Annotated in this window: 14 protein-coding genes and 2 pseudogenes; 6 read left to right on the top strand and 10 right to left on the bottom strand. The window is 68.3% G+C overall.

Annotated elements, in window-relative coordinates; genetic code table 11:
* Positions 1 to 66 precede the first annotated feature (66 nt).
* Positions 67 to 1,380 carry a competence protein CoiA family protein gene (locus ABZY31_RS28280; RefSeq protein WP_356415731.1) on the bottom strand — a complete coding sequence of 438 codons (1,314 nt, stop codon included), beginning with the start codon at positions 1,378 to 1,380 and terminating at the stop codon, positions 67 to 69.
* A 232-nt stretch (positions 1,381 to 1,612) separates the two neighbouring features.
* Positions 1,613 to 3,586 (bottom strand): pentapeptide repeat-containing protein, encoded by a 1,974-nt coding sequence (locus ABZY31_RS28285; RefSeq protein WP_356415734.1) that lies wholly within the window; start codon positions 3,584 to 3,586, stop codon positions 1,613 to 1,615.
* Positions 3,587 to 4,122: 536 nt separating this feature from the next.
* On the opposite strand from ABZY31_RS28285, the gene ABZY31_RS28290 reads away from it, so the two are divergent.
* Entirely contained in the window at positions 4,123 to 4,485 is a 363-nt protein-coding gene (locus ABZY31_RS28290) for a hypothetical protein (protein ID WP_356415737.1), read from the top strand.
* Between the two features lie 136 nt (positions 4,486 to 4,621).
* Here the strand turns inward: ABZY31_RS28290 and ABZY31_RS28295 are convergent, their stop codons facing one another.
* On the bottom strand, positions 4,622 to 4,762 hold the full coding sequence (locus tag ABZY31_RS28295) for a hypothetical protein (RefSeq protein ID WP_356415740.1): 141 nt from the start codon (positions 4,760 to 4,762) through the stop codon (positions 4,622 to 4,624).
* Between the two features lie 288 nt (positions 4,763 to 5,050).
* Here ABZY31_RS28295 and ABZY31_RS28300 point away from each other — a divergent pair.
* From ABZY31_RS28300 to ABZY31_RS28310, 3 genes and pseudogenes are all read left to right on the top strand, one after another.
* Positions 5,051 to 5,614: pseudogene (locus tag ABZY31_RS28300) on the top strand (transposase); the annotation flags it as partial.
* Positions 5,615 to 5,873: 259 nt separating this feature from the next.
* Positions 5,874 to 6,494, top strand: coding sequence for a transposase (locus ABZY31_RS28305; RefSeq protein WP_356415743.1), 621 nt, complete (start codon positions 5,874 to 5,876; stop codon positions 6,492 to 6,494).
* Between the two features lie 9 nt (positions 6,495 to 6,503).
* Positions 6,504 to 6,923, top strand: coding sequence for a hypothetical protein (locus tag ABZY31_RS28310; RefSeq protein ID WP_356415746.1), 420 nt, complete (start codon positions 6,504 to 6,506; stop codon positions 6,921 to 6,923).
* Between the two features lie 119 nt (positions 6,924 to 7,042).
* Here the strand turns inward: ABZY31_RS28310 and ABZY31_RS28315 are convergent, their stop codons facing one another.
* The 5 genes and pseudogenes from ABZY31_RS28315 to ABZY31_RS28335 all read right to left on the bottom strand — a co-directional run.
* Complete coding sequence (locus ABZY31_RS28315) at positions 7,043 to 7,771, bottom strand: SDR family NAD(P)-dependent oxidoreductase (protein ID WP_356415749.1); 729 nt, start codon at positions 7,769 to 7,771, stop codon at positions 7,043 to 7,045.
* 301 nt (positions 7,772 to 8,072) lie between these two features.
* Positions 8,073 to 8,561 carry a hypothetical protein gene (locus tag ABZY31_RS28320; RefSeq protein ID WP_356415752.1) on the bottom strand — a complete coding sequence of 163 codons (489 nt, stop codon included), beginning with the start codon at positions 8,559 to 8,561 and terminating at the stop codon, positions 8,073 to 8,075.
* A 7-nt stretch (positions 8,562 to 8,568) separates the two neighbouring features.
* On the bottom strand, positions 8,569 to 9,708 hold the full coding sequence (locus ABZY31_RS28325; RefSeq protein WP_356415755.1) for a hypothetical protein: 1,140 nt from the start codon (positions 9,706 to 9,708) through the stop codon (positions 8,569 to 8,571).
* A complete protein-coding gene (locus tag ABZY31_RS28330; RefSeq protein ID WP_356415757.1) occupies positions 9,708 to 10,262 on the bottom strand; it encodes a hypothetical protein in 555 nt (184 codons plus the stop codon). The genes ABZY31_RS28325 and ABZY31_RS28330 overlap by 1 nt, the downstream gene beginning before the upstream one ends.
* Positions 10,263 to 10,636: 374 nt before the next feature.
* A pseudogene (locus ABZY31_RS28335) lies at positions 10,637 to 10,792 on the bottom strand (IS5/IS1182 family transposase); the annotation flags it as partial.
* A gap of 756 nt (positions 10,793 to 11,548) precedes the next feature.
* Between ABZY31_RS28335 and ABZY31_RS28340 the strand changes: the two are divergent.
* Together ABZY31_RS28340 and ABZY31_RS28345 are read left to right on the top strand one after the other, a co-directional pair.
* Entirely contained in the window at positions 11,549 to 11,746 is a 198-nt protein-coding gene (locus ABZY31_RS28340; RefSeq protein WP_356415759.1) for a hypothetical protein, read from the top strand.
* Between the two features lie 38 nt (positions 11,747 to 11,784).
* Positions 11,785 to 12,219 carry a hypothetical protein gene (locus ABZY31_RS28345; RefSeq protein WP_356415762.1) on the top strand — a complete coding sequence of 145 codons (435 nt, stop codon included), beginning with the start codon at positions 11,785 to 11,787 and terminating at the stop codon, positions 12,217 to 12,219.
* A 344-nt stretch (positions 12,220 to 12,563) separates the two neighbouring features.
* On the opposite strand, the gene ABZY31_RS28350 is transcribed toward ABZY31_RS28345, so the two are convergent.
* Both ABZY31_RS28350 and ABZY31_RS28355 read right to left on the bottom strand, forming a co-directional pair.
* Complete coding sequence (locus ABZY31_RS28350) at positions 12,564 to 12,716, bottom strand: hypothetical protein (protein WP_356415765.1); 153 nt, start codon at positions 12,714 to 12,716, stop codon at positions 12,564 to 12,566.
* 286 nt (positions 12,717 to 13,002) lie between these two features.
* On the bottom strand, positions 13,003 to 13,857 hold the full coding sequence (locus ABZY31_RS28355) for a YaaC family protein (RefSeq protein ID WP_356415768.1): 855 nt from the start codon (positions 13,855 to 13,857) through the stop codon (positions 13,003 to 13,005).
* Between the last annotated feature and the right edge of the window lie 501 nt (positions 13,858 to 14,358).

A 14,358-nucleotide genomic window follows, 5' to 3' on the forward strand; every position in this document is an offset into this window, starting at 1 on the left:
CCGAGTTCTGTCGGTGGCGGTCAAGACCGGCCCCGACAGTCCGAGAGTGGCGGGGCCGCCTGGCACTCACACTCTGTCGACGCCCGTCATGATCCGGACCATGTCCCGAACGCTGATGTGGCCCGGGCCTCGGCCTACCGGTGTCACGGTGACCCCGCCGCCGGAGCGCTGCTCGGGGACCTCGGACGCCTCGGCCTCCAGGACGACGACCCGTTGCCCCGGCGCGGCCTGACCCGAGATACGGGCCGCTTCCCGCTCCGTCGCGGCGAAGAACACCAGCCCTTCCAGCTCCCGCCGCAGCGCAGGCAGACGGCTGGCCACCGGGCAGATCACCCCGTACACCTCACCGTGCACCGTCACCGGTAATCCCATGGCGAAGGCGGGTTCCGGGTCCTTCCCCGTACGGACGGCGGCGACAGGGTCCCCGGTCTCCTGGCACACCCACGCTCGGACCGGGCGGCGAAGGCCGGCCTGGCGGGCCTCCAGCTCCCGGATACTCGCCAAGTGGTCGGCCTGGTCCTGCTCCCGCCGCCGCTCGGCAGCCGCGGCCCGCTCGGCCGCCCGTCGGTGCGCCTCGGACGCCGCCAGCTGCTCGGCCTCCCACTCGAAGTACCGCCGGGCGATCCACCGGAGCACCGGTTCCCCGACCCGAAGCCGGTACGGGCGCACGGTGTTCGCGACCAGGGCCGCCACGAACTGCTCCATCGCCAGCTCGGTGACGTCCACCCACCGACCGTGTCCACCGCACGGAAGCGCTCCCGGGACGCGTTCGCACAGCGGCCGCTGGACGCACCACTTCGGTACGAACCGGGCCGCCCCGGCGACGACCAGGAGCGGGCCGTCATCCTCGGCCCGGACCACTCGGACCGCCGGCACGGCGCCGAGCCACGGCACGGTCTTCCGGTCCGTGAACCAACAGACCTCCACCCCGGCCGCCGAGTACCGGGCAGTGCGCTGCTCGACGTCCTCCACCGCGATGGCGGACACCTGCGCCTCCAGCGCCACTAGGCGGCCGTCCGGCATCGTCGCCAGGACGTCCGCCCGCCAGGACCCGTCCGGCGCGAACGCCTCCAGCTCGGCCTGTCCTCCGGCGTCCCGGACGGCCAGGGCCAGGTCCAGCTTAAACAGGTGATGCGCCATCGACTCCCCGGCTGTCGGGCAGTGCGGGGCTCCGTCCGCGTGCCGCAGGTACCAGAGATCCCGGCCGCCGTGAGTGACGTGCACCAGGTGCAGCGCCCACCTGCACGCCGGGTCACGGCAGACCAGCGGGGCCGGCCCGTCCATCGGCCGGTGAATCACGGTCCGGTCCTGGCCGCATCCGAGGTCCGGCAACGTGACGTCGACACGCCCCCACTCGGCGTGGGTCCCGACGAACACCATGGGCTACCCCTTCCCCTGGGGCCGTCCCCACGACCGCGTGATAGGGCCATGGTCGCGTCGGAATCCGCCCTGCGCATCGGTGCCCACCCCGTGTCGGCCCTTGGGGAGGATCGGGCCGGCCAGTAGCAACTACTTGTAGAAGGCACGTCGCACTCGTAGACCGGCCTTGATCCAGCCGGTTGCGTTACGGAAGACGATGTCGCACACCCGAGGCCTGGGGTGAGCCATCGGTTCAGCGCTTGACGCGGTTTCGGACGGCGAGGATCGCGAGGCCCAGGAGGACGGGTTCGGTGAGACGGGAGGTCATCTCGACGTAGGTGCCGGCGGTGGTCAGGTCCTGGCCGGAGGAGCGGAACACCACCGAGTTGAGCGTGACGTTCAGCGCCTTCTCGAAACGCTTTCCGGTGAACCGGTTCCCCGTGGGGTACTCGGGGTCGGCTTTGTCAATCTCGAAGGTGACCTTGCCGCCGCCGGACGGCACAGTGCCGGTGGCCCGCTGCTTCGGGTCGTCCTGGGGCAGCCCGAACCCCATCATCAGCAGGATCGTCGTCAGCATGGTGACTGCGAGCCAACTCAGGGCGCGGGAGGCCCGCAGGCCGTAGCCGGACATCGCCCAGTAGGCGGTCAGAAGGTTTCGCTCGCTGCGGGGGATGTCGCCGGCGTGGCGGCGCATCTCCATCTCCCCGTAGTAGAAGTCGGCGGCTCCAGGCTCGTGTTTGCCGTCCTCGAACGCTTTGCGCAGCGCCCGATACACCGGTGCCAGCTGTAGCGGGCCGACACGCCCGGAGCCGGGCGCGGCACCGCTCCAGCCCGGGACCGCCGCAGGCTCTTTGGCGCGCCAGTGGTGCTCCTCGGCGAGCGTGCGGCGCTGAGTGAACCGCACGGGGCGCCAGCCCCGCCAGTGCCAGCCGGACGGGACTGCGGCGAAGGAGCAGGCGCCCTCCAAGCGCACCTGGTCCAGGTGCACGGTTCCGGTGAAAAGGCACTCCGACAGGTCGATGTCGGACAGGACCAGATGGGCCGCGTCCACTCCGCGCAGCGAGGCCACCCGCACGGAGGCATCGGGTTGGGTGGCGAAGAGGGGCTCTGCCATCTGCTGTCCGTCGGGGCCCAGGAACGGGTCCGTCTCCGCTGCGATGGTCAGGGGGTGCTCAAGAACAGCGTGGGCGAAGTCCACCCTCGTGTAGCGCAGACGTAGCTCGGCCGTAGACGACCAGCGGGTGCGCCGGCACTCCAGGTGGCGCGCGGCGAACGCGAGGGTGACCGGTCTACCGAACACCGCCCCGGACAAGACGACCCGCCCGGCACATACCAATGGCCCCAGGCTGGCTGCCCGCTCGAAGGCAGCCGACCCGAAATCGGCGTCGCCCTCAAAGGTTGTCGACTCGAAAGCGATGCCGCGCTCAAAGGTCACCGCCCTGAAGACGGCGTCGCCCTTGAAGATCGCCGACGAGAACGCGGCGCCGTGCTCGAAGGTCGCCGCCCTGAACGTGGCGCCGCGCTGGAACGTCACCGAATCGAACAGGGCGATGTCCGTGAAGGTCGCCGACGCGAACACAGCGAGGCCCCTGAAGCTTGCCGACGAGAACCTGGTGCCGTGTTCGAAGGTAGCCCACCCGAAATCGACGTCGCCCTTGAAGATCGCCCGCACCAATCCGGCGCCGAGCTCGAAGGTCGCCGACCTGAAGCTGGCGTCGCTTTTGAAGGTCGCCGAATCGAAGCGTCCGACGCTCTTGAAGGTTGCCAACCTGAACATGGCGTCGCCCTCGAAGATCACCGACCCAAACTCGACAGGACGCTCGAAGATCGCCGACTCGAAATCGGCGGTGCCCTCGAAGGCCGCCGACCTGAAATCGGCGTTGCCCTCGAAGATCGCCGACCTGAAATCGGCGTCGCCCTCGAAGATCGCCGACCTGAAGCCGGCGCCGCCGAAGCGGGGGTGCCCGGTTGCGGGGTCGTGAACTGCGTTGAGGAGGTCGGCGAGAAGTAGGGGGGTGAAGGTGGTGCCGCTGTGGTTGATGCTGCTGCCGGGCGCGAGGCTGGTCAGGTAGGTGTTGCGGTCGCTGCCTATCAGGTGGGTAAGACATGCGGTGTGACCGGGCACACGAATGCCGGGGCAGCCGACCAAGTCCTGCGGGCTGCTGCCGTGAGCGCAGTGCGGCCAGACCGGCGGAACCGGGAGGGGTGCGGGATTCGGCAGCGACATACCCCGGAGGACGACCAGGTGCAGCTGGACGGTTGCGGACCGCGCCGCGGGGCGTGCGGAACGACAGCCCGGCAGCGTAAGCAGACGTCTTCGTGTTCGCCGCTTCGGGAGGACAAGGCCCTCTAGCGGTGTCGCTACCGGCCGGTCCGATCCTTCCCCGGGCCCGACTTCTCCTTCACCACGGTCTGGCGCCCCAACCCCACCGCTGCCATCCCTGCGCCACCCGGCCTGACCTGACGGCTTCGAGGCCTCGCTATGGCGGGCGACGATCAGCGCGGCGGGTGGTGCGGAGGCGCTTATATGCGCCAGGCTATCCGCCGCCGGCCTCGCACGCGGGAGACCGGACGATCACACGAAGCAGGCCGGAGGCCAGGGCCGTACTGGCCCCCTCGGAAGGTTCAGGGATACAGAAGACTGGCACCATCCACGCACTCGTCGACCCGCGCAGGCCCAAGGTCGTTCACTACATCGGGCAGACCACGCGGCCGCTGTACGCGCAGCTGGCCGGGCTTCGCGCGGCCCCGCCCTTCCCCGCCATGCAGGACTGGTTCGACGATCTCCGGGACGGGGGAGCGATGCCCGTCCTGAAGCCGCTGCGTACCGCCGTGCCTCAGGCCGTGCTGGGCGCAGCCCTGATGGAGGAGATCCGTCGACACCAAGAGCACCCGCTGTTCGACGACCCGGAGGGCCCCAGCCCCTACCCGATCTCCTTCCGCCACGTTGAGGCGCACGCCGAAGGGATCAGGGCCGCTGCCGCCGACCTTGCTGCCTTCGCCACGGGCGCTCAGGAACTCTTCCGACTGGTCTGGGCGTGCAGGACATTCCTTCACGCGTGCGGGGGCATCCCGGCACAAATTCCGTACGAAGACGTGAAGCTGGACGTCTTCGAATCCCTGTGACCATCTCGACCCGTCCTGGGACTCCCTGGAGCTAGGTCTTCGTCACGCTCCAGACCTCCCGCTGACAACCCGCCACGAAAAGGGTCAGGACCCTCTCGTACTTGGCCTCCTCCTCCGCGAAGCGGCGCTGCGCGAGCTAGACCTCCCCGGCGTACATGGGCACGTTCCCTTCGAAATCCTCTTCCTCGTACTCCAGAGGGTGAGCATCCAGGGCACGTGCCAGCTCGGTGGCGTGGTAGGCACCCTGCACGGCGGCGGAGCAGACTCGACGAGCCATGATGAACAGGTCGGAGGCGGACGTCAGCCGCACGTCCTCCAGTGATGCGGATCTCGAATTTTGGCTCTGGCCGGAGTTCCGTGAAATCCCAGGTCAGAGGATGCGTGCGGGAACGTTTCGGCAGGGCATGCGTGACTCGTGGGGGTTTGCTCGCTGGATGATGTGCTGTTGCCCGACGTCGATGTGCGCTTGGACGCTGTGGAGTTCACCGCGGAGGCCCTGGTCGTGGTGGCCGTCGCGTGCGGCCTGCCGCCCAGATGTCCGGGTTGCCGTGCCCAGGCTCGGAGGGTGCACTCCCGCTATGAGCGATGCCTGGCCGAGCGGCCCTTGTCGGGGAAGAAGCTGCTGGTCGGACGGCGAGTCCGGCGATTCTTCTGCGACCGGGCTAACTGTCGACGGCGGACGTTCGTCGAGCAGGTCGACGGGCTGAGTGAGCGGTATCGCCGCTCCAGCCTCGGGCTGAAGTCCTGGCTGCGCCAGGTCGCGGTCGAGCTCGGTGGGCGGCCTGGCGAGCGGCTGTGCCGCCGCATGCACCTCGTCGCCGGACGGACGCGACTGCTGGAGCTCCTGGTTCCTCCGACGGTGCCGGAACGAGCCCCGCGCGTGCTCGGCGTCGACGAGTTCGCCTTCCGCAGGGGCCGCACCTACGGAACCATCCTCGTTGACGTGGAGGCCGGTCGAGTCGTGGATGTTCTGCCCGACCGTACCTCCGAGACCTTCGCCACTTGGCTGCGCGAGCATCCAGGCGCCGAGATCATCTGTCGCGACCGGGCCTCGGCCTACACTCGCGCGATCAAAGAGGCAGCGCCTGATGCCGTGGAAGTCGCGGACCGTTGGCACCTGCTCCAAAACCTTGCCGCCGCAGTGGAGAAGACCTGCCACCAACACCGCGCCTGCCTGCGCAAACGCGTCGACGAGGTGACCGGCCGTATCCCGGAGGCGCCGCCTCTGATGCAGCTCCCGCTCCACGAACTACCGCGAACGCCGATCCTGGACCGGACCCGGAACCGCCACGCTGACGTCCAAAAGCTCGTCGCCGCAGGTTGGACTATCAGCGCCATCGCCCGCCATTTCCACCTCGACCGCAAGACCGTCCGACGCTTCCGGGACATTGACCTCGACCATCCTGGCCTCAGCCAACGAGCGCCAGCCGGCCGGAGTCCTGGAACCGTTCAAGCCGTACCTGAACACCAGATTCACCGAAAGCCTCGGCCAGGTCAGCGGCAGCCGCCTCTTCCTGGAGATCTACGAGCGCGGCTACCGCGGCAGCCGCCAGGTCGTCCGCAAACACCTCACAGCCCTCCGCGCCGGCCACGCCGAACCCGTCCGCGCCGACATACCCAGCCCTCGCAAGATCACCGGCTGGATCATGCGACCACAAGACACCCTTCCACCCGAACTCGAACGCCGTCTCCTCGATGTGCGGATCGCCTGCCCGGACATCGCCCGCGCCTGCGACCTCGCCCGCGCCTTCGCTGAGCTCCTACGACATCGGCGCGGGTTCCTGCTGACCGAGTGGATCCGGCAAGCCGAGCTGGACGCCCCGAAGCCGGTGAGCGGCTTCGCCGGCTTCCTCCGACAAGACCTCAACGCAGTCATCGCCGGCCTCACCCTCCACTGGAGCTCAGGCATCGTCGAAGGCCACGTCAACAGAGTTAAAGCCCTCAAACGAGCCATGTACGGCCGGGCTTCCTTCGGTCTGCTGCGGACCCGAATCCTCATCACGCCGTAGTCTTCCCGCGTGCGCTATCTGGCAGAACCATTCATCCTTGGCGCCCTTGAGCGGGGCCGTTCCGTCGAGCAGTTCCTAGGACCCTTTGGAAGCCCCGAGCGGTTGGGAATCCACTGGGTCGAGCTCCAGCCGGTACGAGGGACCTACGAGGTCTACCTGCACGCCGCTCTCGACTGCGAACCCCTGACCGGCGATCTGGACTCGCTGCCACCGCTGTTCGACAGCGGCGAAGAGGACTTCGGTCTCCTCCTGGCAACCACGAACGATCCCATCGCCGCCCTGGATGCTGCCGAGAGCCAAGCAGGAGCAGTACGCCACCGCTGGGTAAACCACTCCATGGCAGGCGACGAGTACCGCGACTACGTAGTTGCCGGCCGCCCAGCCAAGGCCCCTGACGACCAGCCATGGCCGACACCGCAGACTTCCTGACCTGGGATTTCACGGAACTCCGGCCAGAGCCCCGAAAACGGCCAGGGCCGCTCGCGCACCCCGGGTGGTTGTCCCTGCGGGCGATCGTCCGCGTTGGTGTTTCTGGGTCTGGCGGATGTCTACATCTGCTCGAAGTGGAAGGAGCGGATGAAGCAGTCGCGGGGCTGGCCGATCGCGAACAGGATGCAGTCGAGCACGGATTGGGCGGTCAGCGGGTCGCCTACGCTCCGGGAAGCGTCATCCCAGGTGGGGTGGAGCGGGTCGCCGTCCGTGAAGTCCGGTGGGTAGAGCGAGATGACACGGATGCCCTCGGGGCGCAGCCGGTGGGAGAGGATGTCGGCGAAGCCGGCCTGGGCGGCTTTGGCGGCGTAGAACGCGGGGTGTGCCGGGGAGCGGTGGTTGCGGGCCTCCGCGACCGAGGAGACCAGGTTGACCACGTCCGCGCCGGTAGAAGCGCGTAGCAGCGGCAGAAAGTGTTTGACCATCAGCAGTGTGCCAGTGGCTCCGGAGGCGATGGTGTCCGTGATCGCGTCGTCGTCGGCGTCCCACAGATCGAGACCTGCCAGGTAGCGGGCGCCATTGTTGATCAGCACATCCACCCGGCTCGTGTGGGTGGTGACGCCCTCCGCGAAGGCCCGTATGGAGGACGGGGAGGCCAGATCGCAGGCAAACGCTTCGGCTTTCGCCCCACAGTCGGCCGCCACCTCATCGGCCACTCTTTGTGCTGTGGCCAGAGAACGCGCGGACACGAACACGCGTGCACCCAACCGACCTGCCTTCAAGGCCGCGGCTCGCCCCAACCCACGCCCGGCCCCGGTCACCACTATCGTGCGCCCAGCGAGATCCACGCGCACCCCTCCTTCTGATCTGTGTAGCCACCGACGTTAGTCAGCAAGATCAGAAAGATCATGGGGCTGTGGCCCTACATCCCTTGACCGATATCCATATCCGTCTCGGATGGGAACGAAGGCGAGCAAGTCTGGGGAACCCGGGAGCGAGGGGTGGGGAGATTCAAGGCTGTGGCGGATATTTCGTGACGGTCAGTTCCAAACATCCCGTGTACGGCAGGAGACCCGGAGCCGCACACGGCCGCGGCCTGGCCTCGCCACGGACGCACGTCGCGTGCCGGCACGCGTGTGAGCCCTGGTGTCAGCGCAGTTGGAGGCGGAAGTGCGGGCAGGTGTCGGGGTCGTCGTCGGCGTAGATGAAGGTCCGCTTCGCGTCGATGCCGATGGACAGCATGTCGATGGTGTCGGGGGCGGGCAGGCCCGGCTTCGGCGGATCGAAGTCCAGGCGGAGCAGGGCGTGCGGGGAGCCGTCGGAGGGTCGGTCGATCTCCCAGGTGCCGGTGGTGTTGAAGGACGTCCCGAGCTCCTTGCGGAAGGAGTCGCCGGTGGGCCAGTTCTCGACGGTCAGCGTGCCGCCGCTCCCCCCGGGGCGGGTGGTCAGCGTCAATCGGGTGCCCTTGGCGTCACGCGAGCCCTCGTAGCTGCCTGCCAGATCGGCGGTGCTCGCCGTGGTGGCGGGCGCGGGGACGCAGCGTTCGAGGGCTCCGTCGGCGAGGCCGCAAGCGGTGAGTGGCCAGGAGAGAGCTGCCAGAGCCGCCCCGGCCGCGGTGATGCGTATGCGTGGGTTCATGGCGGCGCTACTTCGTTCCGGCGGGGATGCGCTCGGTCCAGGTGATCGTCTGGCTCACGGTGGAGAAGGTGCCTTCCTCTTTGTTGGTCTTCTCCAGCCAGTCGTAGTAGCCGACGAAATGGAGGAAGGACTCGTTGCTGGTGTGGTTGTCGAGGGTGTATTGGACGACGAGGGAGCCGTCCGGGTCCGCGCCCTTGACGTCGTACTTGAGGGAGTACGAGCCCATGAAGGCTTCGCCTAGGTGCTCCGGGTCCCCGGTGGCGATCGCCGGTATGTCGGTGCCGAAGAGTTTTTTCAGGGCGCCCACCTTGCCGCCCTCGGAGATGGAATAACTGACCGTGCCCTCACCCTTGCCGTCCGTCCTCCACTGGGAGAGGGTGTCTGTCCGCAACTGCTCCATGCTCACGCTGGACTTGATGAGTTCGGTCATCTCGTCGCCGTCGTAGTAGTCACGGGAGCGGGGGCCCAGTCCGGTCACCCAGGCGAGGCCGAGGTCGTACGGGTCGTCCTTCGACCCGCTGGGGTAGAGGGGCTTGCCGTGCATGGCACGGTTCAGGAGCGCGTAGTCGTCCTGGCTGATCCGGTTCGTCGAGTCGATGTTCGAATGCTGGGGTGTGCCGTTGAACCACGGCCCCAGGCCGATGTCGGACATGAGGCTGAAGGCGAGGTTCTGGTCGGCGGTGATGCCGCGCCGCACGATGTCGTTGATCTCCTTCTGGGCGGCCTCGATGGCCTTCGCGTCGGTGGACCCCTTCTCGACCACCTTGCATTGGCCGCCCACGACGGAGGGCGACACCTCACCCTTGGCGTCCACGTACATCCCCTGCTCGCCGAGTCGCGTGAGCGCCGCCAGCAGGTCCGCCTTGACGGACTTCAGCTCGCCGAGGGCGTCGTCCAGGACGCCGAGGACGGCCGCCGCGACCTTCGTGGCGTCCTCCAGCTGACGCTGGACGTCATCGATCATCCGCCATGCGTACGGGGCCGCCGCGCCTTCCCAGTAGCCCTTGTCGCGCAGCGGGGTGAGCATCTCGCCCTGGACCCGCTTGCCCAGGCCGCTGATGTCCTTCTGGCTGGTGCGCCACTGATCGGCCAGCTTCTGCAGCGGGCCGAGGTCGGTGTCCAGGATCTCCCGGAAGAAGGACGCCATTACAGATCCTCGATCAGTGACCGGCGCCGACGGACCCCGCGAAAGGCCTCTTCGATCGCGGCGTCGGTCTTGATGTAGTCCCGGGCCCCGGCCCGCAGGCTCTCGGAGATGTGCGCCAGCCAGCCAGCCACCGTGCCGGCCTGCTGCTCCCACTGGCGGTGCGCAGCCTGGATGGCGTACGCGGACTCCCAGCCCGCCATGGTGTTGCTCGCCGTCGCCGCCGGTGCCTCGAGCGCGGCGGCGGGTTTGGTGAACGCGGTGTGTATCTCGTCCGCCCGGTCCGCCGCCGTGTTGAGGATGGATGGCGCGATCTTGAGGCGCTCGCCCGACCGCTGCCCGTTGGGGCCGGTGGGGCCCGAGGGCGGGCGGAGGAATGGCGCCTGGGGCTGGAGGAGAGGGGACCCGGGCTGGAGGTCGGGCGGAGTGGTGGGATCGGCGTAGCTGTCGGCGGACGGCGCCTGGTAGAAGGGCGCGAAAGACCCCAGGTTGCGCTTCTTCAGCTCATCCGGCGTCAGCGGCAGCCGTGTTGGTTCGGGCAGTACGTCGTCGCTCACCGGAATTCCCCCAAGGCTGTGATCGTCTCTCCGCAGGTCAGGCTATCGGCACTCGGGCGCCCGTCGCCTCGTCAGCCGCCGGTCATCGGGCAGGACTCGCTTGCAAGGCCAGCATCACGTCACCACCCTACGATGAGGTACGCGGCGGCGGTGGCCGCGCCCAGGGTGGGGTCGGAGCTGGATCCTGCGCAACTCGTGGTGGAGCTCTAACGAGGCCAGGCGAGGCGAGCGCCTGATTGGTGATCAAAGCGCGAGCCGCTGCGTCATCGCTGTCGCGCCGAAGGCGCCACCCCAACCCCACGTTGGGGGTCATGCGCCGACGTGGCAACGTGACACAGCACTACCCCCGGTGGAGTCCCGTGGCAGGTGTGCAGTCATGGACGGCGGTTCGGGCGGTTGTCCCAGCGGTGGCTGGTCCAGGCTCGGCGGATGAGGCTGCGGACGGTGATGATCGTGTCGGCGAGGTCGAAGAAGGCGTCGATCACGATGGCGCGGCGCTCAAAGCAGCGGGCGAGGCGGTGGAAGGCGTTCGGGTCTGCCGCAGGCTCGGCCAGCTCCACCACTGCCTCCAGACTCGCGTCCCCTTCGACGGAGTAATCGCCTTTCCAGTGGACGCCGCTACGGCGTGACTGGGGAGGACTCCTCCTCCGGGGCGGCCATGACCAGACCGGAACTTACGGCCTGGTGCTGATCGATCCCAAGGCGCTGGAGGTAGGCCCAGCGGTCGAGCTGGTCGCAGGCCCATGAGGGGTCGTACGCCGCCGTCGGCAGCTGCGGTATGCGCTTGCGGCCGGTTTCGTCGAGGCGGTAGGGAGCGTCGAAGGGCTTTGTCCCAGCCGTCCAGGTCTGCGGCGAAACGAGCGCCGGCTTCCGCGGCGTCGATCCCCAAGTACTGGGCGATCTCCGACCAGGAGCTGCCCCGTTCGCGTTCGTAGATCACGGCCGAGACCAATGCGCGTTGAGCGAGTGCGATGAGCTGGAACGCTTGGCTGACCCGACCCCCGGGACCAGTGTCAGGGTCGTTCTCGGTGGCGACCAGTCCCCTCGCGCTATCAGCTACGTCCAGGGCGTGGTCGCAGAGGACCAGGCGTGCCAGCGCCTGGCGGGTGAATCGGGCACGGTCGGCGTCGTAAGGGGTCGTCTCAGTCACCCGCACAGCCTCCCAGGCTGTGTCCGCAGCGCGTACCTGATTTCCGACGGGGACGGGCTCCGCTTGACGGCTTAGCCGCGTTCAACGAGCAGGGTCTGCTGCACCGGGCGCTGACTGTGGGGACCTGCGCAAGGCGATGGACCACCTGGACGACTCCACGCCGATCCGGCTCGGTGCCACCGAAACCGGCGTGCTGCCGGACAACGATTTCGAGGCACTGCTCCAGGCGACGGCCGAAGGCGCCGTAGCCACCGGCCGTCCCGGCGCCGGAGGCGATGAGGCCCTCATCCTGCTCGTCGGCCTCAAATCCGTGGGACGGCGCGACCGCGAATGACGGGCAGCCACCCGTGCCACGCCCCCTACGATGCGCGGGTGGCTTCGTACGCGAAAGACCCCCGATGCATCGCCATGGCCGAGGCCCTGGTGCCGCTGCTGCGCCGGTCCTGCCCCGAGAACGCCGGCGGCTACGGCGGCTCGTACCAGGTGAACCTGGGCGACGAAGAGGCCATCGGACTCGGCGGGGTGGAGTTGATCCGAGCCGCGATGCGCAAGACGGCCCGGAGGCTGGGGTGGAAGGCGACCACGCTCGGAATGATCGGGACCCGCCACGGCACCGTGGTCGTCGTCTCGGACAACCGGGAGCCGTCCGAAGGGCACAAGGCCGTGGTCGAGGCCGTGATGAACGACAAGATGCGGGCCGCCCTGCACAAGGTGTGGGGTGAGCCGGGTCCCGTCCCCATCCAGCGTGGCTCGGTCCCGCTGATGACGCAGGAGTTCCGCGCAGCCGTCGCCCAAACCAGCCCCTGACCCCCACCAAGAGGATCCGGCGCCCCGAACATGTACCGGTATGACGCGGGAGCGGATCCGGTGGCCGGTCGTCGTGGACCGGGCCCGGAAGATCGTGGAGAGCTACGAGGGCGGCGTCACGCTGCGCCAGGTCATGTACCGCCTTGCCTCCGAGGGCGTGCTGCCGCACACGCCGTCGATGTACCGGCACCTGTCCTCCCACCTCGCGCAGGCCCGCCGCGAGGGCCGCTTCCCCACGCGCTCTGCGTTGCCGCGGAGAAGGACACGCTCCGGCAGCTCCTCACTGGCTGGCTGGCTGAGTACGGCATCCCGGTCCTGGTGGTCCGCGGCTTCGGTTCCCAGTCCTACGTCGACGTCGTCCGTGACCGCGTCGCCGCCGACCCGAGGGAAGCGGTGCTCCTCGTGGTCGGCGATTTCGACTGCTCCGGCGAGGACATCGAGCGGGACTGGGTGGAGCGCACGGGCTGCTGGAGTTCGGTGACCCGGGTGCTGCTCATCTACGAGCAGATGCGCGCGTACGGGCTCCCCGCGACCGAGGGCAAGCGCGGCGACCCGAGGTGGCCGGCCTTCGCCCGCCGCTACGGCTTCGATATCGAGCACCCGGTCCAGTGGGAAGTGGAGGCGCTGGAGCCGGACGAACTCCAGCGCCTGGTCCTCGCCGCCGTCGACCCGTACATCGACCGCGACGTCCTCGCCCGGCAGGATCGCCCACGAGGAACAGCAACGCCGCGCCTTGGAGGAGTTCGCCGGTCGGTGGGGCGCGGAGTAAGCGTTGCTCGGCCTCTACGGCCAGGTGGCGACTTCCTCGATGGTGTCCGCGATCAGGACAGGCAGGTGTTCCATGGCTTGCTCCAGGATCTTCTCGATGGGCACCGCGTGTCGGCTGCCGTCCACGTTGATGTGGTTCGCCCACTGGGCGGGCTGGTAACGGGCGAGCATCGACAGCGCATACAGCACCGCCCACCACGCCATCAGCGGGTGGAGTTCACGCGGCAGGCCCGCGACGGCGGGGAAGAAGTAGCGATGCCCGGCGTACCTCCGGGTCATTGCGGACAGGCATTCCAGACGCTCCTCGCGGCTGCCTGTCTCCGCAGGCATCCTCCAGTGCATGGAGAGCCAGCCGGCGTTCGGGTTGTGCCGCTCGTAGTCCGGCTCTGCGTGGTCTCCCGCCCGGCGGCGGGCGAAGTCCTCATACCCGGCGGCGCCGGGGTAGCTCTGCAGGAACTCATCCAGAGCCGTGCGGCTGCCGGCGTCCACGACGCGGTCCAAGATGTCGCCGACTTCAACGGTGAGCAGCGGGTGGAAGTCGATGCCTCTGATCACGTCAGTGCTGGCGTACAGGGGCGTGAACCGCTCACGGGCGGTCAGCGGGTACTCCAAGTTGGCTGGGAGGGTGTCCCAGATCTCCTCCAGTCGCACGACCGTGTCTTTGCCCCAGACCGGTGACCCCAGCAGCTCGCTGAGCCGCACGAAGCTGCCGGCAGTGCCAGCAGGATCCGTGCGGATCTCGATGTCGGCGAAGTCCAGGTGATAGCCCGAGGCATGGATGCCGTGCGAGACCAGGTTCCAGTCTTCACCCTTGAGGTCGACGGCCGCGGCCGCGATCGCCCTGCCCGCCTGACTCAGGCCATAGAACACCAGCAAGGGACGAGTCTGCGGACCCACACCCTCCGCCGCCCGAAACATCTGCTGGGCCTGCTCCAGAGCCGTGGCGTACGTCTTCGCCCGCGCCCTACCGCTCGCTCTACCCGGTCGGTCGGAACGGCTGGCCCGCAGCCTCTCCCACGCCTTAGAAGGGTCGATCTGCATGTACATGGAGGGACGCTATCCGACAGCTGATGTCGTCGGAAGGCGTTCCCGCGGGCAGCCCGACCGTGGACTGCAACGCACCGCTCGGATGTGCAACACCATTTCTGCAACGCGTGAGCACGTTGCAGATCTGACCTGCGAGAACATCGACCAAAGGCCGCTCTCGGTGGTCGTGTTGCAGTGCGTGTTGCACCGCCGTCCGGTGCCAGGGGGCAAGACGAAGGCCCCGGGGGTCACGGGCGGTTTCTAGGGGTCGTCGCAACACGTGGTCGTATGGATCAGGCTGCGAGCAGTTTATGCAGGCGCTCGGCTGGGGTTTCCCAGCCGAGC

Source organism: Streptomyces sp. NPDC006529 (assembly GCF_040611795.1).
Lineage (GTDB): Bacteria > Actinomycetota > Actinomycetes > Streptomycetales > Streptomycetaceae > Streptomyces.

What these genes read in the sequence shown, in the direction of transcription:
- ABZY31_RS28295 (WP_356415740.1), bottom strand. Translation starts at nt 4,762, where the DNA reads ATGGCTCGTCGAGTCTGCTCCGCCGCCGTGCAGGGTGCCTACCACGCC.
- ABZY31_RS28320 (WP_356415752.1), bottom strand. Translation starts at nt 8,561, where the DNA reads ATGAACCCACGCATACGCATCACCGCGGCCGGGGCGGCTCTGGCAGCT.
- ABZY31_RS28325 (WP_356415755.1), bottom strand. Translation starts at nt 9,708, where the DNA reads ATGGCGTCCTTCTTCCGGGAGATCCTGGACACCGACCTCGGCCCGCTG.
- ABZY31_RS28350 (WP_356415765.1), bottom strand. Translation starts at nt 12,716, where the DNA reads ATGAGCAGCACCCGGGTCACCGAACTCCAGCAGCCCGTGCGCTCCACC.
- ABZY31_RS28280 (WP_356415731.1), bottom strand. Translation starts at nt 1,380, where the DNA reads ATGGTGTTCGTCGGGACCCACGCCGAGTGGGGGCGTGTCGACGTCACG.
- ABZY31_RS28285 (WP_356415734.1), bottom strand. Translation starts at nt 3,586, where the DNA reads ATGTCGCTGCCGAATCCCGCACCCCTCCCGGTTCCGCCGGTCTGGCCG.
- ABZY31_RS28290 (WP_356415737.1), top strand. Translation starts at nt 4,123, where the DNA reads ATGCAGGACTGGTTCGACGATCTCCGGGACGGGGGAGCGATGCCCGTC.
- ABZY31_RS28340 (WP_356415759.1), top strand. Translation starts at nt 11,549, where the DNA reads ATGGACCACCTGGACGACTCCACGCCGATCCGGCTCGGTGCCACCGAA.